This is a genomic window from Mariniphaga sediminis (assembly GCF_003573545.1).
Lineage (GTDB): Bacteria > Bacteroidota > Bacteroidia > Bacteroidales > Prolixibacteraceae > Mariniphaga > Mariniphaga sediminis.
In genome coordinates, this window is sequence record NZ_QWET01000018.1 from 71,331 (window position 1) to 96,544 (window position 25,214).

General features: G+C 39.6%; 22 protein-coding genes. 9 read left to right on the top strand and 13 right to left on the bottom strand.

What is annotated here, in order from left to right:
• Window positions 1–7: 7 nt before the first annotated feature.
• The 3 genes from D1164_RS18855 to D1164_RS18865 all read left to right on the top strand — a co-directional run bounded on the left by D1164_RS18855 (window position 8) and on the right by D1164_RS18865 (window position 3,905).
• A complete protein-coding gene (locus D1164_RS18855) occupies window positions 8–1,234 on the top strand; it encodes a glycosyltransferase WbsX family protein (RefSeq protein ID WP_119351455.1) in 1,227 nt (408 codons plus the stop codon).
• Window positions 1,235–1,260: 26 nt separating this feature from the next.
• Window positions 1,261–2,472: a glycosyltransferase WbsX family protein gene (locus tag D1164_RS18860; protein ID WP_119351480.1), complete on the top strand. Its 1,212-nt coding sequence runs from the start codon at window positions 1,261–1,263 to the stop codon at window positions 2,470–2,472.
• A 206-nt stretch (window positions 2,473–2,678) separates the two neighbouring features.
• The gene (locus tag D1164_RS18865) at window positions 2,679–3,905 is read left to right on the top strand and encodes a transaldolase family protein (RefSeq protein ID WP_119351456.1); all 1,227 of its coding nucleotides are present in this window, start codon (window positions 2,679–2,681) and stop codon (window positions 3,903–3,905) included.
• A 23-nt stretch (window positions 3,906–3,928) separates the two neighbouring features.
• Here the strand turns inward: D1164_RS18865 and D1164_RS18870 are convergent, their stop codons facing one another.
• The 10 genes from D1164_RS18870 to D1164_RS18915 form a co-directional block, all read right to left on the bottom strand.
• On the bottom strand, window positions 3,929–4,243 hold the full coding sequence (locus tag D1164_RS18870; protein ID WP_119351457.1) for a phosphoribosylpyrophosphate synthetase: 315 nt from the start codon (window positions 4,241–4,243) through the stop codon (window positions 3,929–3,931).
• A 300-nt stretch (window positions 4,244–4,543) separates the two neighbouring features.
• Window positions 4,544–5,317 carry a YoaP domain-containing protein gene (locus D1164_RS18875; protein ID WP_119351458.1) on the bottom strand — a complete coding sequence of 258 codons (774 nt, stop codon included), beginning with the start codon at window positions 5,315–5,317 and terminating at the stop codon, window positions 4,544–4,546.
• A 228-nt stretch (window positions 5,318–5,545) separates the two neighbouring features.
• Window positions 5,546–5,758 (bottom strand): hypothetical protein, encoded by a 213-nt coding sequence (locus D1164_RS18880; protein WP_119351459.1) that lies wholly within the window; start codon window positions 5,756–5,758, stop codon window positions 5,546–5,548.
• A gap of 62 nt (window positions 5,759–5,820) precedes the next feature.
• A complete protein-coding gene (locus D1164_RS18885) occupies window positions 5,821–6,336 on the bottom strand; it encodes a nuclear transport factor 2 family protein (RefSeq protein WP_119351460.1) in 516 nt (171 codons plus the stop codon).
• Between the two features lie 233 nt (window positions 6,337–6,569).
• Window positions 6,570–7,130, bottom strand: a complete 561-nt coding sequence (locus D1164_RS18890) for a helix-turn-helix domain-containing protein (protein WP_119351461.1) — start codon at window positions 7,128–7,130, stop codon at window positions 6,570–6,572.
• 295 nt (window positions 7,131–7,425) lie between these two features.
• Complete coding sequence (locus tag D1164_RS18895; protein ID WP_172594531.1) at window positions 7,426–8,862, bottom strand: MATE family efflux transporter; 1,437 nt, start codon at window positions 8,860–8,862, stop codon at window positions 7,426–7,428.
• A gap of 324 nt (window positions 8,863–9,186) precedes the next feature.
• On the bottom strand, window positions 9,187–9,909 hold the full coding sequence (locus D1164_RS18900) for a hypothetical protein (RefSeq protein ID WP_206611065.1): 723 nt from the start codon (window positions 9,907–9,909) through the stop codon (window positions 9,187–9,189).
• Between the two features lie 98 nt (window positions 9,910–10,007).
• Complete coding sequence (locus tag D1164_RS18905) at window positions 10,008–11,087, bottom strand: uroporphyrinogen decarboxylase family protein (protein WP_119351462.1); 1,080 nt, start codon at window positions 11,085–11,087, stop codon at window positions 10,008–10,010.
• Window positions 11,088–11,387: 300 nt separating this feature from the next.
• Entirely contained in the window at window positions 11,388–11,837 is a 450-nt protein-coding gene (locus D1164_RS18910) for a hypothetical protein (RefSeq protein ID WP_119351463.1), read from the bottom strand.
• A 386-nt stretch (window positions 11,838–12,223) separates the two neighbouring features.
• The gene (locus tag D1164_RS18915; protein WP_119351464.1) at window positions 12,224–13,012 is read right to left on the bottom strand and encodes an AraC family transcriptional regulator; all 789 of its coding nucleotides are present in this window, start codon (window positions 13,010–13,012) and stop codon (window positions 12,224–12,226) included.
• A 66-nt stretch (window positions 13,013–13,078) separates the two neighbouring features.
• Here D1164_RS18915 and D1164_RS18920 point away from each other — a divergent pair, with 66 nt between their 5' ends.
• Window positions 13,079–13,837, top strand: a complete 759-nt coding sequence (locus D1164_RS18920) for a class I SAM-dependent methyltransferase (RefSeq protein WP_147372231.1) — start codon at window positions 13,079–13,081, stop codon at window positions 13,835–13,837.
• Window positions 13,838–14,363: 526 nt separating this feature from the next.
• Here the strand turns inward: D1164_RS18920 and D1164_RS18925 are convergent.
• From D1164_RS18925 to D1164_RS18935, 3 genes are read right to left on the bottom strand one after another with little or no spacing between them, the layout of a single operon-like run.
• Complete coding sequence (locus tag D1164_RS18925; protein WP_206611066.1) at window positions 14,364–15,209, bottom strand: VOC family protein; 846 nt, start codon at window positions 15,207–15,209, stop codon at window positions 14,364–14,366.
• Entirely contained in the window at window positions 15,206–15,649 is a 444-nt protein-coding gene (locus D1164_RS18930; protein ID WP_119351466.1) for a VOC family protein, read from the bottom strand. Before D1164_RS18930 ends, D1164_RS18925 begins: the two co-directional genes overlap by 4 nt.
• Window positions 15,650–15,676: 27 nt before the next feature.
• A complete protein-coding gene (locus D1164_RS18935) occupies window positions 15,677–16,555 on the bottom strand; it encodes an SRPBCC family protein (RefSeq protein ID WP_119351467.1) in 879 nt (292 codons plus the stop codon).
• Between the two features lie 267 nt (window positions 16,556–16,822).
• On the opposite strand from D1164_RS18935, the gene D1164_RS18945 reads away from it, so the two are divergent.
• The 5 genes from D1164_RS18945 to D1164_RS18965 all read left to right on the top strand — a co-directional run bounded on the left by D1164_RS18945 (window position 16,823) and on the right by D1164_RS18965 (window position 25,070).
• Entirely contained in the window at window positions 16,823–17,446 is a 624-nt protein-coding gene (locus D1164_RS18945) for a YdeI/OmpD-associated family protein (RefSeq protein WP_206611067.1), read from the top strand.
• Between the two features lie 347 nt (window positions 17,447–17,793).
• Complete coding sequence (locus D1164_RS18950; RefSeq protein ID WP_172594532.1) at window positions 17,794–18,363, top strand: RNA polymerase sigma-70 factor; 570 nt, start codon at window positions 17,794–17,796, stop codon at window positions 18,361–18,363.
• 222 nt (window positions 18,364–18,585) lie between these two features.
• Window positions 18,586–19,773: a FecR family protein gene (locus D1164_RS18955; protein ID WP_119351470.1), complete on the top strand. Its 1,188-nt coding sequence runs from the start codon at window positions 18,586–18,588 to the stop codon at window positions 19,771–19,773.
• Window positions 19,774–19,930: 157 nt separating this feature from the next.
• Window positions 19,931–23,272 carry a TonB-dependent receptor gene (locus D1164_RS18960; protein ID WP_172594533.1) on the top strand — a complete coding sequence of 1,114 codons (3,342 nt, stop codon included), beginning with the start codon at window positions 19,931–19,933 and terminating at the stop codon, window positions 23,270–23,272.
• Window positions 23,273–23,294: 22 nt separating this feature from the next.
• Window positions 23,295–25,070: a RagB/SusD family nutrient uptake outer membrane protein gene (locus D1164_RS18965; RefSeq protein WP_119351472.1), complete on the top strand. Its 1,776-nt coding sequence runs from the start codon at window positions 23,295–23,297 to the stop codon at window positions 25,068–25,070.
• Window positions 25,071–25,214 lie beyond the last annotated feature (144 nt).

The following is a 25,214-nucleotide window of genomic DNA, read 5'->3' on the forward strand; positions in this document are numbered from 1 at the left end:
TTATCCTATGAACTGTTTTACTGTCAGAAAAAGCATTCAGAGAGCAGTAGGTTTACTGTTCGTATTAACCTTTTTTTCATGCAATGCACCGGAACCCAAAACCAGTGTAGAATCCGGTGATAACGAATACTATGTGGCGGCTTATATCTGGCCTTCGTGCCATCACGATGAAAGATTTGGCGACATGCTGTGGCCTGAGGGTACCGGCGAGTGGGAAGTGATTAAAAAGGGGAATAAGCGTTTTGACGGGCATTATCAACCCCGGCAACCGCTTTGGGGTTATGAGTTGGACGACGATCCGCAGGTGATGGAAAAATGGATTGATACCGCCACCGATCATGGCGTGAATGTGTTTGTATTTGACTGGTACTGGTTTGGCGAAGGTCCGTTTTTGGAAAGTGCTTTGAATAATGGTTTTCTGAAAGCCAAAAACAAGGATAAGATGCAGTTTTATCTGATGTGGGCCAACCATGATGTAAAGCGGAACTACTGGAATGTACATAAGTTTAAGGAGGATGATTCGTTGCTTTGGGACGGTGCTGTGGATTGGGACAATTTCAAAATTATTGTGGACCGGGTGATAACGCAGTATTTCAAACAACCCAACTATTTAAAATTCGATGGCAAACCGTTATTTTCCATATTCAGTATAGATAATCTGTTGCAGAGTTTTGGCGGTAGCGTGGAAGAAACCCGCAAAGCGCTTGATTATTTCCGGGAAGAAGTAAAAAAAGCTGGATTTCCGGGGTTGCATATCCAATGGAACCAGGGCGGCGGTTCTATTATGTCAAAAGAAGCGGCTACTCGTTTCTCTGACAGGGTAAACCAAATGGGATTCAACAGTGTGGCCCTTTACAATATGGGGGGATTAAACGAAGATTATTTGGTTTACGGAACCAATTCTGTAAATATCAGGACACAAATGGATTCAATTCTGGATGTGCCGCTGTTTCCGTGTGTTTCCATTGGTTGGGACGATACACCGCGGTTTCCGGCTAAAGGTATCCACGATGTAGTGCATTATCATAATACACCCGAAAGTTTTGCGGCTTTGCTCTCCAAAGCAAAAAAATATGCTGACAGTCATCCCGAACAACCCAGGCTGATTACCATCAATGCATGGAATGAATGGGTAGAAGGCAGTTACCTGTTACCCGACATGCTCAATGGATTTGGTTATCTGGAAGCTGTGGAAAGGGTAATAAAAGAAGATTATGATCCTTATACGGAATAAGGCAATTATTTTTCAAAATGTATCTGATGAAAACAAAACGGGTTGAATACCTGGGATTTGTACTTTTGTTGGGATTTGCTCTTCTGAGTAAGGTCGATGCCAAAGGACAAAAAACGGGTACCGCGTCCATTCAAAAACAACAATATGATGTGGCTGCTTTTGTTTGGCCTTCCTATCATCCCGATGATCGGGCAAAAATATTCTGGCCCGCAGGATTCGGCGAATGGGAAACAGTGATGAAAAACAAACCCAAATACGATGGTCATGAACAACCAAGGCAGCCATTGTGGGGATATATCAATGAGGCAGATCCTTATGTGGCAGAGATGGAAATCAATGCCGCTGCCGACCATGGTGTGAATGTATTTATTTTCGATTGGTACTGGTATGATGGAATGCCCTTTCTGGAAGGCCATTTAAATGATGGTTACCTGCAGGCAAAAAACAACGATCGCGTCAAGTTTTATTTGATGTGGGCCAATCATGACGTAGATTTGACCTGGGATAAACGAAATGCAGGTAAACCCAATGATGACTTAATCTGGAAAGGAGCTGTTGACAGGGATGAGTTTGAAAAAATTTGCCACAGGATAATAGAAAAATACTTTAAACATCCTTCTTACTATACCATCGACGGCAAACCCTGTTTTATGATTTATGACCTAAACAGTTTGATTGCCGGCCTTGGAGGGATTACAGAAACGAAAGAAGCGCTGGATTGGTTCCGGAATGAAACGGTAAAGGCCGGACTGAAAGGTATCAACCTCCAGGCTTGCCTGCGGAGTAGCAAGTTCCGGTTATCTGATAATAAGGGAAATGTTATAGGTATGCAGGCTGATGTTGTAAAAGAACTTGGTTTTGACGGACTTTCCCATTACCAGTTTGTCCATTTTGCCGGTATTGACAGAGATTATCTTGACATAATTGAAGATGTAGAGAAAGAGTGGACTCGTTTAGACCAGGCGTTTGACATACCCTATTATCCGCATGTTTCCGTTGGCTGGGATAATAATCCTCGTTTTGAGATGTTCCGCCCGGGTGTAGTAAAAAACAATCCGCCGGAAAATTTTGAAAAGGCATTGAAAATGGCTCGCGATTATGCGGATAAACATCCGAACCAATATCCCCTGATAACCATAAACAGTTGGAATGAATGGACTGAAACAAGCTACCTTCAACCATGCACTATGTATGGCTACGGTTACCTTGAAGCAGTCCGAAGGGTATTTGTAAAATAAAAGTTGTAGTGGCCTTACTCCCCGAATGTGCCGGCTTTTCAGGAGGTTGGCGTTTCTGGTGAAAGGATGTAAAGACAGATCCGGTATTCAGTCTTGCGTTTTCTGAAAACGGGAAGGAAAAATGGAAAGTCCATCCCGTCAGGAAATGACTTTGTAGTTTAAGGGTTTCACCTTACCTTTATGTGAGAATTTCAAATCGAATAAATATGGACAATTCACTCAAAGAAAGAATAAGGGAGTTTATATCAGATAATATTCAGGAGCAGCCCGTCACGGCACAACCCAATGCGTTCTGGAAGAATTTGAAAGCGGTGGGGACTGAATTGTGGCTCGATACGGGCGATATGGATGAGGCTGAAAAGATATGGACGGCAGAAATGACTGCGCTTACAACCAACAATACACTGGTGAACAAAGAGATTCAGAAAGGTATTTATGATGATTTTATTGCGCAGGCCAAAGAGATAGTAAAAGAATTGCCACACCAACAGCAGATTGTGGAAATTGCCTTCATTTTGAATGCCCGTCACGGGTTGCGTCTTGCGAAAAAGTTTGGCGGTTTTGTGAGTGTTGAATTGCATACTGATACGGCGCACGATATGAAGGCAATTGTAGAGTATGGAATCCGCTATTTTGAGATTTGTCCTGATCAATTCATTGTGAAAGTTCCTTACACGGCTGCCGGACTTTTAGGGGCCCGGAAGCTCAGGGAAAAAGGTGTGAAGGTGAACTTTACACTTGAATTCTCCGCCCGTCAGAATGTGATGGTAGCCGCCATTACAAAGCCAAACTACCTTAATGTTTTTTTGGGCAGGATTGGCGCATATATCAGCGATAACGGACTGGGCGACGGTTCCGGGGCAGGAGAACGGGCGGTTCTGGAATCGCAGCGATGGGTGAATCATCTGACTCAAAGTAACCCGGAACCAACTAAACTTATTGCGGCCAGCTTACGCAATTACGGTCAATTGGAAGATCTGGCAGGGGTTAATGTTTTTACCATGCCAACCAAAGTAGCCGCCGGTGGAATGACAAACCTGTCAGGGAAATTTACATCACGGCTGGACGAGATTTATCCGGTGGGTATTCATCCGGAAGCAGAGGTGTATTTTCCGGAAAAATTATGGGAGGTAACGGAGCAGGAGTTGGAACTGGCCAAAAGCCTCGGCCAAAATTGTCCGCAGGACGGGAATGAGCTTATCGACCGGATGCATCAGGCCGGGTGCAGCGATATGTTTCCCTACCTTAGCGACAGTGATTTGAATTACATTTCTTCTGATGGTAAAATTCCGAAACACGAACGTTGGGCCGATCGACTTGCCACAGGTGAACTTGCCATCGATACCTTATTAAACCTTGCCGGACTGGCCAGCTTTTCAAACGACCAGGCGCAGCTGGACGAACGGATTGAAAGGATACTAAAGGGCCATTAAACCTGAATTTTCAGGAGAGAAAATCAGGTGTCGAACTGGTGTTGTTCCACTTTGTTCATAAACTCCGAAGTGATTTCAGAACCGCTGGCTCCATAAGTATCCACAACAGTACCCTTAATACCCGATTTGGTTTCCAGGGCATACACAATGCTGGCATCAGCGGGATCTGTCATTCCTTCAAAACGGTGGAACTCCATCAGCTTCACTTCAGATGGCCCTAAATGAATTCCCCCCGGTTCTTCCAATTGCCCTTTTTCATTGATCCGGAGATTGTGGGTGAAACCTCTTTTCCTTAAATCTTCAATGGCTTCCGTTAATGTACTGAATTGATTGTTCATCGCTATTAAATTTTGATTTATAACTCACCCCGTTATCTGTAAATTGATACTGCCACAATAGCACAATACCAGGGGGTGTTTGTTTCTTTTAATTAACAACAGACGAAGGAGGTAAACAGTTCTTTTTATATAGATAATGCCTGTGAAATAGAGCTTTATCTGTGTGCGACTGCAGGAAAGGTGCTGTTAAAAGTGATTAAAAGTTGTTTTGGGTAAATATTATTACAAAGTCTGATTGTTGCGTAATTCTATTACATATAAAAGTCTGATAGGTTACATGTTTGCGGAGTTTTACTTTTTTCAAATCAGTTTTTCCTTTTTCAGTATATTGTTGAAACGCGTGTTTGAAATGTATCTGTCAGCCAGTATTTTTCCATTGTATATCAGGTTAAAGGTGCTGTAAAGCGAAGGGGCATTTTGAGCCTCCTCCGGTGTTTTTATTTCGGTGATAACGAGGTTTAGTTTTTTTGCTGTTTCCGTACCTCTTATTTCTTCAACGAAACGCACGACCCACGGGCATTGTTTGGAGTAAATAATATGAAGTCCCTGGTAACGGGCACGTTGCGATTTCCAGTCGTTAATTACAGGGAGCGTTCCGTTTCCAAAAGTCAGGGCAAGCAGTTGATTTCCTGCTCCGTCTGTTTCAATTACTTTGAATCCGTTTTTCAGGAAAAGTTCATCGCCCGCCATAAATGAGCCTTTGCTGGCCACAACGGCAACCCCTTTGCACTTATTGAGATTTGCATCATTTATACATTCAGTAATTAATTGTGTTCCCAGGCCCAGGTTTTTGTTTTTGTTCGGATATACAAACAGGCAATGAATAAACAGATAGCCGCTGGCTGAAACTGCCCGCCAGGCATATTCACCCGGAACATATTCGATAAAGCCCACTGCCTTTTTCTGGCCTGCCAAATAAATTAGTTTAATACGAAGGCCTTCGGAAAGCCGTTGTTTTATCCATTCAATTTTCAGGGGAAATGCCTGGTTTTTCGGATTAATAAAACAGATGACATCCGGGTACAACGCAAGGTTCTCTTGGTTAATGGTTACAATTTCGACCTCTTTATTCATGATTTTTCAATTTCAGCAACAATTACCACATCGTTTTTTCCGTCCCACGGATTAGGATTAAATGCGGGGTAACAGAAGGTATCATGTAAGGTTTTCTGTGGCATGATGTTGGTTTTTTTGTTGTGTAAAATTACCACAAACTTTTAATGTTTTCCAACAAACTGCTTTTTCGTTTTGGAAGTATTATTGCCTGATATTATCTGAAAAACCAGGGAAGGCAGGGATAAATCAGTACACCTGCTTGACAAAAACAACCCGGATTTGTATCCCGTCCTCAGAACCATCGTCAGAAACAATGTTTCCAGTTATCTCCCAAAATCTTTGGCTACCCATGCTTCCCTGCAACCGAGCAAATCTTTTTAACCCGTTTAATGTTCTGAATGCGTAAACCGTTGTGCCTATTACGGGCCTTTGATCATCAAATCTGTATGCTTTTTCCATGATAATGAATTTGTTTGGTTTCAACTTTTTTGGGGTATTTTCAACTTTGTTGTTTTTGATTATTAAAATGAATCCTGTTCCATGGCAGCGTTCAATTTTGGAATATCTTCATTCTTCGGAATAAATGCACTGCTGCCAAAATAAATTTTCCAGGCTCCGTTAATCTTCGTAAGATGGTAGACATTTCTCCAAGGTATTTTGGGAGTGTACATGGGCATCATGTGCTGATCTACCACTGTAGCTGAGTTGCCGTCGGGCGCCAGTTTTATTAACCGGTCACTAATAAAATGAATGCCGGGGAAAGTGTCTGTTTGGGCAAACATTTCAGTCCATAGCTCCGTTATTTGCTGTTTGCTCATATTCTCAGAAGGGTCGGTTCCAAGGTACACAGCATCTTCTGTTAGGCTGGAGGTAAGAAAAGCCACATCTTTGGTGCTAAATGACGCATTAAACTGGTTGATAAAAGAATCAACAGTAGCTTTTTCCGTTTCAAAATCGGGTGTTTTGACTTCGGTTTTTTGCTGGCAGGCAATCATTGTTACCACCATCAGGCAGAAAAACAGGAAATTTCTTTTCATAGCCTAAATGTTTAAAATTGATGCTATTAAAGGTACGTCATTAATAAACTAAAATCAAGTATTTTTTTGATGAGAGGATGTTGGGAAGGGATCTTAGGGATATGAATCGATGGGGTAAATTTCGATTATTCTATTTGGCGTCGCAAGTATTTTGCGCCATGTCGTTTTGAATGTTCTAACCGTTTTTTAACGGCTCAACGACCATTTTCTGCCTTGTGACGGCAAAGATTTTTTTACACTTCGTCCAGTGACTTGCGCTTTTGATCACGAATATTTTTGAAATGAGTAGGGGTGAGGCCAGTCACTTTTTTAAACTGGTTGCTTAAATGGGCAACGCTCGAATAATTGAGTTGAAAGGCAATCTCGCTCAAAGTTAGTTCGTCATACACAAGCAGTTCTTTTACTTTTTCAATTTTTTGAGCGATATAATATTTTTCAATGGTCGTTCCTTCTACTTCAGAAAAAAGTTGGGTTAAGTAGTTGTAATCGTGATTAAGGAGACTGCTTAAGTAGTCGGAAAGGTTGGTTTTTATTTCGTCATTTTGCCGGTGTACCAATTCTATAATCAGGTTTTTTATTTTTTCGATAAGCCGGCTTTTTTTATCGTCGATAATTGAAAAACCTACTCTTTGCAGTGCCTCTTCAATGTTCAATTTTTCTGTATCTGTCAATTCATTGTCGAGCACAACTTCGCCCAGTTCAACAACACGCGGGGTATAGCCAAGGCGTTCCATCTCAGCTTTTACAACCATTTTGCAACGGCTGCACACCATATTTTTGATGTGGAGTTTCATCTCTGTATATTTTCAATCAATGTGCTAATTTATATAAACGTGCTTTTTTATTTTAATTATCAGTGAGATATAATTTCTATGCACTCCTTTTCGTGATATTAAAAAACACATTATCCCGTTTGTATTTTGTAAAGTACAATGTTACAAACTTTCGAAGAATATACCTATTGAAGTGTTCCGACTTTTACAGTGCATTCCATTGGCCGGCCTGTTCTCCTGGCTGGCGCGAAAGTTGGTGCCCATTTTTACTTCCGGCTAAATTAGAGGATTTGCGGCATTTTATATGACGCTCCGGTCAAACTTTTACCGTTTTCCATTTTCCCTTTTTAAACAGCCACAGGGTGAATAAACCTACTGAGGTTTCAGAGAAAAAGATGGCCCAGAATACACCGGAATGTTGCCAGTCGAATCCAATGGCCAGCAGGTACGACAACGGTATTTGTATCAACCAGAAAAATACAAGGTTGATTTTGGTTGGGGTTTTTGTATCACCGGCACCGTTGAATGCCTGCGTGGAAACCATCCACCATCCATAAACAAAGTAGGAAAGGGAAAGAATACGCAGCCACTCGGCACCAATTTTTGTTACAAGTTCATCTTCTGTAAAAATTCCCATAAGGGAGCGATTAAAGATAAAATAGACAATGGAAACTCCTATCAGAAACAGCATATTGTAAAATCCTGTTTTCCAGACAGCCGACTCAGCCCTGTCCGGGTTTCCTGCTCCCAGGTTTTGTCCCACCAGTGTGGCTGCGGCATTCGATAACCCCCATGCCGGCATCATGGTAAACATCATAATTCGCAGGGCAATGGTAGAACCTGCAACCGCTTCGCTGCCCACATCGGCCAGTATGCGCATGATAAAAATCCAGGATGTCATGGCCACAATCATCTGCCCGATTCCTCCCAGTGATGTTCGGGCGATGTTGAGCATCGCGATTCCATTCCATCGTAATTGCGGAAGGGTGACCCGGATGTGTTTTACACCTTTAAAAAGCAACCATAACTGGATGAGGACACCGACTCCCCTTCCAATGTTGGTGGCAATGGCGGCTCCCTGGATTCCCATCGCTGGCACTGGCCCCCAACCGAAAATGAGCAAGGGATCGAGGATGATATTGATCCCGTTTGAAATCCAGAGAATGCGCATGGCAATTGCCGCATCGCCGGCTCCACGGAATATGGCATTTATCACGAATAGCAACATGATTACGGCATTTCCACCCAGCATCCACTGGGTGTAACGATAGCCTGTTTCCATGGCCCATTGGTCGGCTCCCATCAGTGCCAGTAAATCTTTTGCAAACAAGATTCCGGCCACAGCAAAAGGCACAGAAGCCAGCATGGCCAGAATAACGGATTGGATAGCTGAAGCGCCCGCTCCTTCCTTGTTTTTTTCACCGATTCTCCGGGCTACAATCGCCGTTACAGCCATTGAAAGCCCCATCCCAATGGAGTACAGCAGGAACAGGTATGTTTCTGTAAGTCCCACAGTGGCCACGGCCTCCGGTCCTAATTTCCCTACAAAGTAAATGTCTACTACAGCAAAGGTCGATTCCATAATCAGCTCCAGAATCATGGGGACTGCCAGAAGGAAAATGGCCTTTTTTATTCCAATTTTTGTGTAATCAGCTTCTGTCCCTTTTAAGGCATTTTTTAACTCTTGCCAAATGGAACTCTGTGGTATATGGGCCATTGTTTCTTTTGTCGCCGTTGTATTGTTTTCTGTCATGTTTTTATTGCTTATAGGGTGTGATAATTAACATTTTTAAAATCGAAAGGTTGATTTACTTTTTTCGACGGCACAAATTTATTGGCTGTTTTTCATACTTTCAAGGGGCAATTCTGACATTTTAACGGGTTGAATGCGTCAGTGCCACAGGACCCTTTCAGGATATTTCTTCTTTTGGGGATACTTTTATCCCTTTTAAAAAAGAGGCTATTCCTTCCTAACTACCATCATCTTTCTACGGATGTGCGTCCTTTTTCGGGATCTTTTCTGAGTTAATTGGGTGTTTTTTTTAGGGCATCTTAATCGGCTGGACAGCCAAATACATTAAAGAGTGGGTTCCCATAAAGAAATTTCGGCATGTTGCCTATTCTTTCTCCATATTTCAAATGCTTCAAATGTTTCTACTCCATCATCAATTACGGCCTGATAGATTTCTATTCCCGGAATTTTCTCAGTGCCTTGTTCGCTTTCCCATTTTATATTCAGAATTTTCTTTTTCAGCGGCTCTGAGAGTACCGCGCTGATTTTGTCAGTTACACGCTCAATCATGCCTGCATACGGAGATTCGTTTTTTATATGGATAATATCAATGGTCCAAATACGTTCCGGGTTTTCTTCATACAGCAAATGCCATTCAAGGCACATATCTTCCTTGTCCAGCAGGTTTTTGTATATCACCTCTTTTATCTTCGGGTTTTTACTTATCTCCGCTATGGCTTTAAAGCTTTTTTCTATTGAAAATTTTTTTGAATAAGTATGGAAATCAATATCCAAATGGTTCATTAAAAGTCCGGTTTTAACTGATCCGACCAGATTACAGGTTGAATTTAAATTCTCCCAGGTTTCATAAATTCTCAGCTCATCAATAATCCGGTATGCTCTGTTCAGGTTCTGATTCGAAGTATTTGTTATTTTATCCATTTTTGTAGTAACCAAAAGGCTTTTTATTTCATTTGTAAAATAAGGCAATTTGTAAATATGATGGGGTAAAACCCTTAACTCAGTATTCCACAAATCGTTCACTTCAGTGAACGGCAATTTATACATCCATTCTGGTTTTGTTGACTATTTATTGGAGTCTGCTTTCGCTGATACCTGTCATAAACTGCTTTTGGCGGGGCTTTAATCGTATTTTTGTGCCAGTGTTAAAGGCTTTTCACTGTTTCAAACAAAGTCAGGATATTTTCTACCGGTGTATCTTCCTGAATATTATGTGCCGGCGCTATAATATAGCCACCATTTTTTCCTAAAACATCAGCTCTCCTTATCACTTCATTTTTTACTTCCTGAGTCGTTCCGTTCGGCAAAATTTCTTGTACGCAGATTCCCCCAAAAAAGATCAGATCGTTTCCAAAACGATTTTTAAGTTCCTGAGGCTCCATCCCGCTTGCAAGAGGCTGGATGGGATTCAGGATATCAAGACCAAGCTCAATAAAATCGGGTATCAGTGGTTTGATTGCCCCACAAGAATGCCAGGCCAACTTGATATCAGGATTTACCTTCCTGTATTCATAAAACATTTCTTTAATCCGCGGTTTAAAAATTTTCCTAAAGGTATCCTCATCCATCATCAGGCTGGTTTGGGAACCAAAATCATCGCCACACCATAAAACATCGGCTCCCATTTCTATCATTTTTTTGCCATACTCTGTATGAATGAATTGAATTTTATCCAACAAGGGATTGATATATTCTGCTTCCATCATCATATCAATCAGGAATTTTTCCAAACCAGTAAGATACCAGGCGGTTTCAAACAAAGTCGTTTCCAGATCGGCAATAATACCATGTGTTTTTCTGTATTTGTTAATGGTTTTTTGGGCTTCATCCCACCGGCCTTTAGCAAAAGGATCGGGGAATTTGTACTGTTCAATGTCCTTTGCGGTTTCTGCATGTGCTAATGGAAATTCATAAAACTCGTTGTACTGGCCGGTATCTTTGAATACCATGCCCCATTCATTTTTTATCAGCCCTCCCTCAAGTTTTATTGTGGGGTTATCCGTTGGAGCACATGCTGCAATACCAACCGCATCAGCACCCAGTTCTGCCATTAATCCCATATGCGAGGCCCTTGTGGAAAGCATAGAATCCAATGGCTCTTCAAAGGGCAGGCCAGTATGGTCACTTAACATTTTGGCTACCTGGGGTGTAACTGAAACATATAATGGCACCCTGTCGGATATTTCTCTGTTAATGGTTTTTAAGAACCTTTCTCTTGCGTTCATATTTGATTTTTGGTTTCTAATTACAAATACTGGTTATCCCGTTGGTTGAATTATTTTATTAATCAATTGTTTAATAATAAACAATAAGCAGGTTGTGTTCATGTTGTTGATATTCAATGGTTTATTTCTGTAGTCAAAAGCCGCTTGTCAATACATAATTTGAAGGTAAACTTCGATAAAATATTGATGATTTACAAGATAATTAGTAATGATTTGAGCATGGATAGAAAGAACCTGCATTTCTTAAAACAAAAACTGATTATATGGAAGATGGTACGCAGAGAGGTGGCGAAGTATGCTTTAAATTCCTAGTTCCGTTAATAGGTTTATTTTTACTTTTTCAATATTTTCAACCGGCAACCAATCGTCCATGTTCACATAATCTGACCTGTCTATTTGGAATGGTTCAATAGTTTTAAAATCCTTTATAGTTATTAAAACCAAATATCTTTTACCGGAAAATCTTTTTTTTTGTCCGGGGGCTAGAAATAGTTTATCCTGATTTTTCTCAACCATTTCAACTGATTGTTCTTTTGTCAGCTTTTCCGAATTGAAAACGCTTTCAACAAAGGCTTTCCCTTTAATAAGACCGTCTCCTTTGTTTTCCACAAAATACAAAACATCTCCTTTGTTTACGCGTCCATAAGGTAATTTCCGTCCCATAGCTCCACGGATAATCATTGTTTTTTGTCCGCTTTTTAGGTGTTCAAGTTCTTTCGCTTTATAATCGAGATACACTACATTATCCATAATTTACTTTTTGGTTTTTTTCTAAATTTTTAAACAAGCTCCTGTTGCTGATATGATTCGTTCGAATACATTCCTTCATTTTAAATGCTCCCGGCAATGATTGTTGATGAGTAACTATTTATGCCTGGTAGTTTAAAATACCTGTCAACCAAAGTCTGCGCCTGCAAAGGCTTTTGCTGCTGCGGCTTGAAAGTAGCGATAAAATTTGTACGAATAAATTCTAACGGTTAAAAAATTTTGATTGGAAGGTATAAGGTCTTTCCATGGAGAAGAGCAAGGGCAATACCTTGCAGGTAGTTATATTGACTAACATTTAATGAGCCAGATTCTCTTACCTGAGGTTAGATGCAGTGGGGGTGTTAGATTATAGAATCTATTTCATGTGCTTATTCGATGATATAGTTTGTCGGCGTTTTTCCAAAATGTTTTTTGAATATAGCAATAAATGAGCTTGCATTTTCGTAACCTAAGTCGTATGCAACATCTTTAATCATCCTTTTTTCTCCCAGTTGCTTTATTGCTTCAATTAATTTTAAACGCATCTTCCAATCACCAAAGCTCATTCCTAACTCTTTTACAAAAAGTCTTGAAAGTGTTCTCGGGCTCACGCAGGATTTTTCAGCGTAGTACTCAATGGTATGTTTGCTTGAATAGTCATTCATTAAGGCATCCGTTACTCTTTTTATTCTTTCATTATGACTTGTTGGGAGAAAAGTTGAACATGGTTTTATGCCTGAGAGTTCATCCAGTAACACTTCAAAAATTCGTTCTTGCGGCGATGTTAATCGGTCAGGATTTGAGAAGGATATAATTTTTGTCAATAAACTTTTGATGAAACCTGAGGTATCGAAAGCAAAGCTATTTTTTGGTAATTTGTTCAGTTTGGATTTATCAATAAAAGCAGAAATAACTTCTACATTATTGGGAAAATATACCTGATGTTTTTCATTGCTCGCAATCCAAACGCTTTGCGACGGATTGACTATCCAAATATTATTTTCTGTTTCAACTTTCATTATGCCACTATTGCACAATATAATTTGTGCACGCGGATGGGCATGGTAGTCCGCACATTTTGCGTTTTGAACCGATTCCGTGTAGGTAGTAATTGGGCGTAGTTCATCTATTTCAAAACCATGATCGACTTTAATATTTGTCTTATAATCATTATTCATTGGCCAAATGTAGTAATTTGGACTCAGGGATATTGACGTACTTTGCAAAAAAATAAAGAATTTATTATGGATACTAAAAAGCACAACCGGAACATCATAGAACAATTTTCCAAACAGGCAGAAGGTTACACTTCCATTACTTCACATAGTGATGCGTTGGAAAAACTAATTAAAATGTCTTCTGCTGCCGGGGAAGATACAGTTTTGGATATTGCCTGTGGCTCAGGTATTGTTTCATGTGCATTTGCAAAATATACCAGCCATGTAACCGGAGTTGATATGACGCCTGAGATGCTGAATGAGGCAAGAAAACTCCAGGCAAAAAGAAACCTTCAGAATATTACCTGGGAAATTGGTGACGTAACCAGTTTGCCTTACGCAGATGACCATTTCTCGATTGTAATTTCACGGTTTGGATTCCATCATTTTTTAGATCCGTTTCAGGTTTTGAATGAAATGAAGAGAGTGTGTAAACCGAATGGCGTTGTGATGGTTGTGGATGTTTCTTTGCCTGAATCAAAAATTGAAAAGTACAATAAAATGGAGAGAAACAGGGATTCTTCTCATGTGGCTGCACTTTCATTAACTACACTTTCAACCCTTTTTAAAAAGGTTGGAATTGATAAATTGGAAAAGGATAACTATTTTATGCAAATTGAACTCAATGAACAACTTCAGGCTTCATTCCCGGAAGATAAAACTGCATTGAAAAACATGATTCTTCAGGATATTGGAGTGAATGATTTAGGAATAAATGCCACAGCCTTAAACGGACATGTTTATCTTTATTACCCCATCTATATTTTTTCCGGAAAGAAACCATAAAGCCCAACATTTATTGGTGGGAGGACTGTTTTTATAACGCAGCCTTTTCGGAGGCAATTACCATGGAAGGTTTTTCGTTTAGGTGGTCTAAAGATTGTAAAAAAGATACCTGTTTTAGCAAACAATTTTTTGTAGTGTTCAGGATTTGTATCATTGCTGTTTAGGTACCAACCCGTCTGAATTGTAAGCGGTTTATAAGAGTGTAAGAAGGAGCATTCTCCTTTTTTGTTATGACGATTTTATTGATTCTATGTGATGAAACCTGTCGCACCTTGTTTCTTCGTAAATAAAAAAACACAGAATAACACCCATTTTCCCGGTCTCCGTCTGAAAATTTCAGAGGATTGAGTAGAATCAGTGCTATCTGTGTTCGTGTTACGGACAAAATATTATCTGTTGGCTCCTTTTTATATGTAGTTTGCGACGGTTTTCCCAGCTCTTTCTATTTGTTGCTCTTGATAGAATTTTTGAAATTGAAAAAACTATCTTGCGGCGTCCCTGATGAATAATGTCAGTCTGTTGAAATTTACTCAGCAGCAATCAATAGTTTCTCAATATCAAATTTTTTCATTTGAATGAATGCCTGCACCACGGCCTGCCCCTTTTCGGGGTCGTTTACCAGTTTTTGTAAAACAGCCGGGATGATTTGCCATGAAACGCCATATTTGTCTTTGAGCCAGCCACACTGTTCGGCTTCCGGCACAGCAGACATCCTGCTCCAGTAATAGTCGATCTCCTCCTGCGTTTCGCATTCTACCACCAATGAAATGCCTTCATTGAAATCAAAGCCGTGGGGAAGGGAACTGTCCATAGCCATCATAACATAGTTGTCTATGCTAAACTGTGCATGTTTTACATAACCTTCCACATCGTCTTCTTCTTCCTTGTATTTCAGGATTCCGGTGACCGATGAGTCTTTGAATATCGAAGTGTAATACCCGATGGCTTCTTCTGCTTTGCCGGCTTTATCCCCTGTAAACATTAGGGTAGGGGAGAATTTTTGTCCGACATCCGTCATTTTTCCAAACGACAGTTGCCAGCTAATGCCGTATTTATCCTGAATCCATCCATACTTTTTGCTCCATGGATATTCGTCGAGGGGCATCAGTACATTCCCCTCTTCCGAAAGTTTTTCCCAGGCATCGTCTGTCTCCTGCTCCGTTTCATACACTACAAAAAAAGAGATAGACGGGTTGGGTTTAAATTTCGGTCCGCCGTTGATACACATAAATTTTTGCCCGGCAGTTTCAACAATACTCACAAAGTGGTTTTCGTCGGTTATTTCAGCGCCGAATACGGTGCAATAAAATTCTGCCGCTTCTTTTGCTTTCTGGTCAAACCAGAGGCAGGGATAAATCGGTTGTTTCATCATGCTGATTTTTCCTGACAGTTAAACATCCACCGTACGCCAAATTTATCCTGGCATGCTCCGTAATAATCGCCCCAAAACATGTCTTGCAGTTCCTGTTCTACCACACCACCTTTCGATAGGGCGTTGAAAAGCTTTTCGGTTTCTTTTCTTGTATCGGGTTGCAGGTTGATATAAAAATTATTTCCCTGGTTTATTTTAAAACCCATCGACTCAGGGGCATCAGAGCTCATTAAAACGTAACCTCCGAGAATGGGCAATGACACATGCATGATCAGGTCTTTGTCTTCTTCCGGTAGAGAGGGCATGCCTTCCTGTGGCGGAACATCTTTAAAACGCATAAAGCCTTCGCCCATCAGTTCGGTCCCGAAAACAGATTTGTAAAAATTAAATGCATCTTCGGTTTGGCGTTGAAAATTCAGATAGATACTTACGCTTGCCATAATGTTTGTTTTAAATGGTTAATAATGTTATTGTTCGCAGATTTCTTTCAGTGTATTAAGTGCCTGGGGCCAGGTGTTCGAAAAGAATGAAACCATCTGTTCATCCATCGAACCGGAATTAAATTCCAGATTAACAGAAAGTAAGGTGTCTCCGTTTTGTTCGGTAAAGGAATAATTCTCCAATCCTCCGGCCCAGGATTCCACTTTGGGGCCTGATGTTATTTCCCGGCCATCTTCAATAATTCCAAGATGTTCAATGCTGATAAAACGGTTGGGAATATTCTCCCTGATACGGCTAACCATTCCCCCTTTATTGCCTTGCTCATCGTTTCCGATAAAAAGAATTTTTGCTCCCTTTTCCCATGAGCCTTTGAAATGCGAGGTGGGATTGAATATGTGGGTCCATTTGCGAAAAGTTTTATCGGCCAGCATGGTTTCAAAAACATTTTCGGGTTTGGCGTTGATGACGATTTCGAAATGCAGTTTTTCCTTTGCTTCCAACTTCTCTGCATATTTTTTAAAATTATTCAGGATTGCCTGCCAGCCGCTGCGTTGCATTTCAACCGGGTTAATGTCTTCTGTGTCGAAAGCTTCGATTACTTTGGTAGTGGCACCGTTGTTTTTGAAAACAACGGATACTTTTCTACCGTCTTCAAGGGTGTATGCCATTCGTTCGTTGGGGATTACTTCATCATAAGTTCCTTCAAAATCAAACCCGACACTTCCGTCTTTGGCTTCCATGCGTGCCTTTAGTTTTCCGCCCACACGCAGGTCATTTTCAGCTTTGGGACAATGCCAGTCATCTACGGCATAATTCCAGTGAATAATGTGTTGTGGGTCAGTCCACAAATTCCATACTTTTTCAACAGGGAGATCGACACTCGTTTCTATAATGATTGTTTTCATTGCTTTTAATTCTTTAAGATCAGATTTACCAATTTGCCATCATCATGTTTCTGTTCATTCCTGATTTGTATTGTCATGCGTTTTTGTATACAAATTTTAGTTTAATTTGGTTTTTCAAAGATAAAAAGGTATTTTATTATTCCGGATGTGTAAAAACGTCAAACTACAGGGCTGATTGCGACAATATTGTTTTATATTTCAGTCTTATAATAGAAACATTTTTTTAGGCTCACAGGTTCAGCCTTGAAGTATTTTAAGAAACTAGGGATGAAGGGAATGACAGAAAAAACTTCCATAAAAAAGAAAGGGAGTGAATCGGATAAAAAGGAATTACCCGTTATTTCTTTTGAAACAGCCGAAGAATGGAGAAACTGGCTGGAAAAAAATCATACTAATGAAAAGGGGATATGGTTAAGGATGTATAAAAAAGGTTCGGGAAAACCTACCATTAGCTATGCCCTGGCATTAGATGAAGCACTTTGTTATGGATGGATTGACGGGCAGATGAAAAAGTATGATGTCGAATCGTACCTGCAAAAATTTACCCCCCGGCGCCCCCGAAGTACCTGGTCGAAAAAGAATGTAGGGCATATCGAACGCCTGGAAAAAGAGGGAAAGATGCAGCCCTCGGGACGCAAAGAAGTGGAAAAGGCAAAAGCTGACGGCAGGTGGGAAAGAGCTTATGACTCTCCAAAGAATATGGAAGTTCCTGATGATTTTATAGCTGAACTTTCAAAGGATAAAAAGGCGCTGGCTTTTTTTGAGTCGCTGAACAAAACCAACAGGTATGCTATAGCCTGGCGACTTCAAAGTGCCAAAAAGCCGGAAACAAGAGAAAGACGAAAAGAAGTGATGCTTGAAATGATGGCAAGGAGGGAAAAGTTCCACTGATTTTCGAATTATTTTCCCCGGTACATTTTTGTCTTTTTTGGGCGTTTTGTTTTGGGGTTCTTCCGGGTAATCCTATCCTTGTTGCCGGTATAACATGGAAAATTATCTGCAGGATTCATAATCTTTCCAAATCGATATTGTCGAATGTTTACATTACAATTTGTTATGATGATGCCGTAATCTGATTGCAGATTCCCTGGTAATACCGGTTTTCATTTTTTAAGCTACATGGGTATTTATCAGAATTTTTCAAGTTCAATTATCCATCAGTTCGGAATAACAACAGGTAACAAAAATCATTATTCTCATAATAAATGTGGATAGTACAAAATTTCTATTTTTGCAAAATGGCAGACCTGCAGGAAAAAACAAGAGTGGTATTCTCCGATGGGGATGAGATAATCCTTAAAGATTTCTTTTATACCAATTACCCTGTATTTAGCTCTTTTGCTGCAAAATATATTTCCGACTCTGTCATCTGTGAAGATATTGTTCAGGACATCTTTATTAAGTTTTGGGAAAACAGAAAAACCTTCTTTAATATCTACTCTGTTAAAGCCTTCTTCTATAAATCAATCCGTAATTCTTGTCTGGATTATATTAAACATGAAAAGGTAAAGGATAAATACATTCAGTATAATATTCATCATGAAAACTCACCCCAATCCTTTTGGGAGGAAGTAATTAGAAAAGAAGCTCACAGTATCGTTTACAGGGAGATTAATAAACTTCCTGAAATGGGAAAGAATGTTCTGTTACTTGCCTTAGAGGAGAAAAGTAATGAAGAAATTGCCCAGGAATTAGGCATTGCTGTTAACACCGTTAAAACCCATAAATCCAGGGCCTATCAGCTCCTTCGTAAAAAATTAAGTGGTCTTGTATTGTACTTAATATTGTTGAATGAGAAGTGTTTATAAGGCTTGACTTCATTTTGTGTGTATTTTTTTTAAATACTGTGTAGTCCCATTTTTCCAGTTTGTCGTTATAAAATGAGTTAGGGGAGATTTTGTTTACCTGGCTACCATATCAATGGTAAGGAGTAGGAAGTGAAACAGGCATGATTAAATTAATACCTAAGTAAATTATTAATATCGTGGGAGTTTAATCTTATGCCTTAGGGAATAAACAATTTTAATCAGATGAGTAGTTTTTTTGAAGTACTAAAAACAGGAACTTTAATTGGAAAATATCTAACAGGAAAAGAAACTGAAAAGGAACAGAAACTGTTGCATGAGTGGATAGATGAAAAGGAAGAGAATAAGACGCTGTTTGATTCCATTAGAGATGAAAAACAATTAGTAAATTCCATAAAAGAATATGACCAGTTCAGTCCGGATGTTGCGTGGAAAAGATACAGCCAATCCATTACAAAACAGTCAAGAAAAGAAATGTACTTCCGCTGGAAGGTCGCAGCTTCAATCATTGTAATTGTTACACTCTCTGTAGTGGTACTGTTTAACAATTTTCCCCAAAAAGAACCAGTGGTTGCAGAAGTTACGCAGCCTATTCTTCCCGGAGAACCAAAGGCCTTTATTGAATTTTGTGGCGGGGCAAAATTTGATCTGCAGAACCTGGACGGTGAACAACAGGAGAAGCTGGCCCGGGACGCAGGAATTGTAGTGGATGGCATTACTGTAATAAAATCGAAAGTAAACGAAGCAGAAAGCAGACCTGAAATATTGGCGATTGTAACTCCACGGGGAGGCGAGTATAAAATGGTTCTGGATGACGGTACGCAGGTCTGGTTAAATGCTGACTCCCGAATGGAATTTCCAAATAAATTCAGTGAATACGAGCGTAAAGTAAAGCTTTCAGGTGAAGCTTTTTTTAGTGTGTCAAAAGATGCTACCCGCCCTTTTATTGTCAGCTTAAATGGTATGGAGGTAGAAGTTTTAGGTACTGAGTTTAATATTTCAGCATATGGAGATGACGCTCAGATACAAACAACATTGGTTGAAGGGAAGGTCTCAGTAAAAAGCATGCAGGAACCAGACGGGATACAGAATATTCTCCTCCCGGGAGAACAAGCCAGTTTTAATAAATGCAACAATGTGATAAGTATACGGCAGGTAGATGTTCTCCAATTCATTTCCTGGAGAGATGGCCGGTTTGTTTTTAGCTATCAAACGCTTGGTGAGATTACAAAAGTTTTGGAGCGCTGGTACGATGTTGATTTTGTTTTTGCCAGCAATGAGTTGAAAGATATTCCCTTCTCCGGTGAGTTTCTACGCTACGAAAATATTGAAAAGGTATATGAGATAATCAGAAAAACAGGGACAAAACTTAATTTTAAACAAAATGGAAGAACAATAGAAATAAGCAATTAAAAAAGCCGGAGGGAAATGGCTCTTCCCTACGGCTAATTTTTCCGGTATTAAACCGGGTATTGTTTAATATGTAATACAAAACAAAATTATGAAAAAAAAATGTAGGACAAAAGCCTGTCCCAGGTTAACTGGTATATGGCTTAAAAGTGTTTTAGTTATGAAACTAACCTTACTTCTGTTATGTGTGAATACTTTTTTGGCTGTTGGGAATAGTTATTCTCAGCACACAAAATTTACACTAAAAGGTAAAGACGTTCAAATAGAAGACGTTCTTAAGGAAATTAAAGAAAAGAGTGAGTTCCGCTTTTTTTATAACCACAACCTGGTGGACGTAAAAAAACGGGTAAACTACGATGTTGAGAATGCTACCGTTTCTGAACTCCTTAATCAGGTTCTTAACGACGCCGGTATTCAATATGAAATTGTAGATAAAACAATCATTCTTTCTCCTAAGCCCACGTCTCATGAAAACCCGGTAGAGCAACCTCAAAAGAAAACCATTACAGGAAAAGTAACGGATGAAAAGGGATTACCGCTCCCTGGGGTTTCTATAGTAGTGAAAGGAACAACAGTGGGTATTATTACTGATTTTGACGGTAACTACACGCTTGAAATTCCTGAGGATGCAGAGATTTTGGTGTTTTCGTTTGTCGGGATGCTTCCTAAAGAAATGATAGTAGGCAATCAATCCAAAATTGATGTAATAATGGAGGAAAACACTATTGGGTTAGAAGAAGTGGTTGCCATTGGTTATGGAATGCAAAAAAAAGTAACACTGACAGGATCGATTTCATCAGTTAACACCGAAACTTTAGTGAAATCTCCTTCGGCAAGTGTAGCAAATACATTAGCCGGAAGAGTTACAGGGTTAGCAACTGTACAATATTCAGGAATGCCTGGTGCTGACGATCCGCGTATCTATGTCAGGGGGATTGGTTCACTCTCCGCGTCAAATTCATCTCCTCTAATAATGGTTGATGGTGTAGAACGTTCATTTTCCCAATTAGATCCCAATGAAATTGAGTCGATTACTGTATTGAAAGACGCCTCTGCAACAGCCGTTTATGGTATAAGAGGGGCAAACGGAGTTATTTTAGTTACCACAAAACGTGGGGCTGCCGGGCCTCCAAAGATTTCTGTTTCTTTAAGTGCAGGATTTCAAACCCCCACAAGGTTGATTGAATATGCTGATGCATATACTTATGCTACCACCTATAACCAGGCTCAGTTGAGAGATAATCCTGATGCCGTTTTAAAATTTTCGGATGAAGCTATTTCTGCATTTAAAAATCATTCAGATCCAATAATCTATCCTGATATGGATTGGCCATCCTATATATTTAAACCTGCCTCTTTTCAAACTACTGAAAACATTAATATATCAGGAGGGACTGAGAATGTAAAATATTTTGTCTCCTTTGGATATCTCCAGCAAGATGGTATGTTTAAAACATTTGGGTTAAACTATGATTATAATTTTGGTTATGAAAGATATAATTACAGAGCGAACCTGGATATTGATATAACTAAAACCACAAAAATTTCATTAACTGCAGGGGGCCGGGCTGAAATACGTGAGGAACCCTATCAACCAGGCGGTATGGGGTGGACAACCGATGCCCTTTTTGAATATATGAACTGGGCTACTCCGTTTACCGGACCTGGTATTATAGATGGAAAATATGTTCGGAGTGGGAACACTTATATATCCGGGGCAAAATATGATGCATTAGACCATTTTTATAATATGGGAACTACCAGGATGACAAGAAACATCCTAAACCTTGATATTGCATTAGAACAAAATCTGGAATTTATTACAAAAGGACTTTCTTTTAAAGTTAAGTATGCCAATAATAGTAATTACAATCAAACGAAAAGCAGACGTACTTCCAGGGCATATTACGAACCCTATTTTGAAAAAGATCTTGATCCGACCCGACCTGAAAGCAGAGAGATCATTTATAAAAAATATGGTTCAGATGGTATTCTAGATTATAGTGAAGCATATAGTAAAGCCAGGGACTGGTATTTTGAGAGTAGTTTCTTCTATAATAGAGGCTTTGGAGACCATAATTTAACAGGCCTGTTACTTTATAATGCAAAAAAGATTTTTTATCCGGGTGTTTATACAGACATTCCCCTTGGTTACGTGGGGATAGTAGGCAGAATTACCTATGATTACATGACCAAATACATGATGGATCTTAACGTAGGATACAACGGTTCAGAGAATTTTGCTCCAGGGAAACGTTTTGGCTTTTTTCCAGCAGTTTCACTTGGGTGGATATTAACAGAGGAAAACTTTATGAAAAATCTTTCTTTCGTCGATTATTTTAAGTTGAGAGCTTCGTATGGTATCGTTGGAAATGACAGGCAGGGAAGTAACAGGTTCCTTTATTTGCCGGATAGTTATAGTGCCAATTCAGGAGGATATAATTTTGGAATAGATAATCCGGGAAATAGGATAACTGCTTCTGAAGGAAAGGTTGGAAATCCTTATGTTTCCTGGGAAAAGGCAAAAAAGAAGAATATCGGATTTGATTTAAAGGTTATCGAAGGCAAGCTGGGAGTGTCGGTTGACCTGTTTGATGAGTACCGGGATAATATACTTGCAACACGTCAAACAGTTCCTCAATTTGTTGCAATAAATCTACCTGCGCTAAATATTGGAGAGGTAGAAAATAAAGGATATGAATTGGAACTTAGTTGGAATGACAAAATTAAAAATTTTGGGTACTCCGTTAATTTGAACATGTCCTATTCACATAATAAGGTCCTTTTTAAAGATGAAATACCCAAAAGATATAATTGGCTTCAAGAAACAGGGCAGTCTGTAGGACAACGTTTCGGGCTTATTTTTGACGGGTTTTGGACCGCGGAAGATATGGCGCATCTTTCTGACTTCCCTGATCACACCATTATGCCTAGTCCGGGAGATATGCGATATAAAGATCTCAATGATGATGGAAAAATTGATAATTATGACAGGGCGCCCATCGGTTATCCTGAATATCCGGCTTATGTTTTCGGGGCTAATATTGGACTGAGTTACAAAAATTTTGATCTCACCATGTTAATTTCAGGAGCTACACATACTTCCCGAAATTTAAGTGATTTATATCGTACAGCTTTTGGAGATACAAAGGATAAAGCACTTTTACAATATATGGTTGATGAACAGTGGACTCCGGAAAAAGGAAATACTGCTGGATATCCACGTATCGGATTGGCAGGGAGTGTTGGCAACAATATGCAAGATTCTGATTTCTGGATGAAAGATGCCTCCTATCTCAGGTTGAAGAATGCAGAATTAGGATACAGCTTTAATTTACCTCCTCAAAATCGATTAGGTATTAGTGATTTAAGAGTATTTATCAATGGGTACAACCTACTTACATTTGATAAACTGGATATTATTGATCCTGAAGCTTCAGGATATGACATGGATTATTTATTAATGAAGATTTTCAATATGGGTGTTTCAGTCAAATTTTAAGAACAATAAAATAAATCACGCAATGAAAAATAATTTATTTATTATCATAATTTCAGTTTGTTTTGTCGGGCTGGTTGGTTGTATGGATTTTGGTGATGATTTTCTTGAAAAACCACCTAGTGTAGATATAACAAAAGATACAATTTTTTCAAAATTAGAATATGCCGAACGTTTTTTGTGGGATGCTTATAAAACCTTACCTTACGGAATGCCTACTAATTGGGGTGAAGGGTTAATTATGGGCGGCGATATTCTGGCATCTATTACTGATATAAATCAATCAGATATTCCCTGGGCTGCCGGAAAGACTACTTACTATAATGGCGCTTATCAGCCTTCTTTTGAGAATGCTGCCTATTGGGCAAAAGGTACAAAGTATAATTTTACTAAATTAAAATATGCCTGGAAAGGGATCCGGACGAGTTACATTTTTATAGAAAATATTGGCTCGGTACCAGATGCCGATATAAATACCAAAAAGCAATTGATTGCTGAAGCCAGAATGATAATTGCAGTCCATTATACCGATATGTTTCGACATTTAGGAGGAGTGCCCTGGCTTACTCATGCATATGATGTTAACGAGGATACCCATAAAGAAAGGCTAACAAGCCTTGCTACAACAGATTCTATTGTTGCTATTATTGATAAAGCTATTCCGGATTTACCATGGGTTGTGAATGACCCCAGTAACTGGGAAGGGCGTTTTACACAAGCAGCAGCATTGGGTCTTAAAGCACGGGTACTTCTATTCAGTGCGAGTCCACTTTTTAATAGTAACGCTCCCTATCTTGCCGGAGAAGCTTCGGATGCAAAATTAACATGGCATGGAGGAGAAAATCCGGAATTGTGGCAAAAGGCTGCTGATACTTCCCATGAACTAATTGAAAATGTGGAGAGTAAAGGGGGGTATGGTTTGGTTTATAGTGGAAACCCCAGACAGGATTTTCAAGATGCCTATTTTAAGAGAGGAAACGGAGAGGTGCTAATTTCTTCAAGGATTATGTATAAACCAACAAATTACAACGATCCAAATTATCTTCCCTTTCAGCTAATTGGTTGGTATGGTATTGGTGGCCCAACATACAACTATGTAGAGATGTTCCCCATGGATAATGGTAAACCTATTACAGATCCTGAATCAGGTTACGACCCGGAAAATCCGCTGGCTAACAGGGATCCCCGATTGCGTGAAACAGTTCTTGTTGATGGAGATTATTATTTGGGCAGGACGGCAGAAATGTGGGTTGGTGGTATTGATCGTCCAACGCCGGATGCAGCTAACTGTGCAACAGGTTTTGGGTGGAGAAAATTTGGACTTGACAGGACTGATGCAACATCAGGAACCGCACCAACACAATGGCCTTATCTTAGATTGGCAGAGGTTTATTTAACCTATGCCGAAGCAGCAAATGAAGTGAATAACGGACCTACTCCTGAAGCGTACCGGTGTATTAATATGGTTCGAAACAGAGTGGGGTTAGGTGATCTTCCCACCGGATTATCAAAAGAAGCTTTTAGAGAGGCTGTATTAGTTGAGAGAGCATGTGAGTTTGGTTATGAAGAAGTCCGTTGGTTTGATATCATTCGCTGGAAAAAGGAAGAAGTCTTTAAAAAAGACATCACAGGGTTGAATATATACCGAGATCCGGAAACCGGTGCCAAGACTTATGAGGTTTTTGACATGCCTCCCCGTTACTGGAAAACAAATTTTTCACCCAAATGGTATTTAAGCGCTTTTGCTCCCAATGAAATTGATAAAGGGTATGGATTAATCCAAAATCCCGGATGGGAATAGAGGTTTTTTATTAATCTTTTCATGTTAATATATCTATCTATAAAGTTTAATAATCAATATTTTAATTCAATCAGTTAGGTTATTGAAATTTTCATGTTCATGCTCCAGGCAATACTCTTTTGTCCTTAACTGATTAGGTCACTT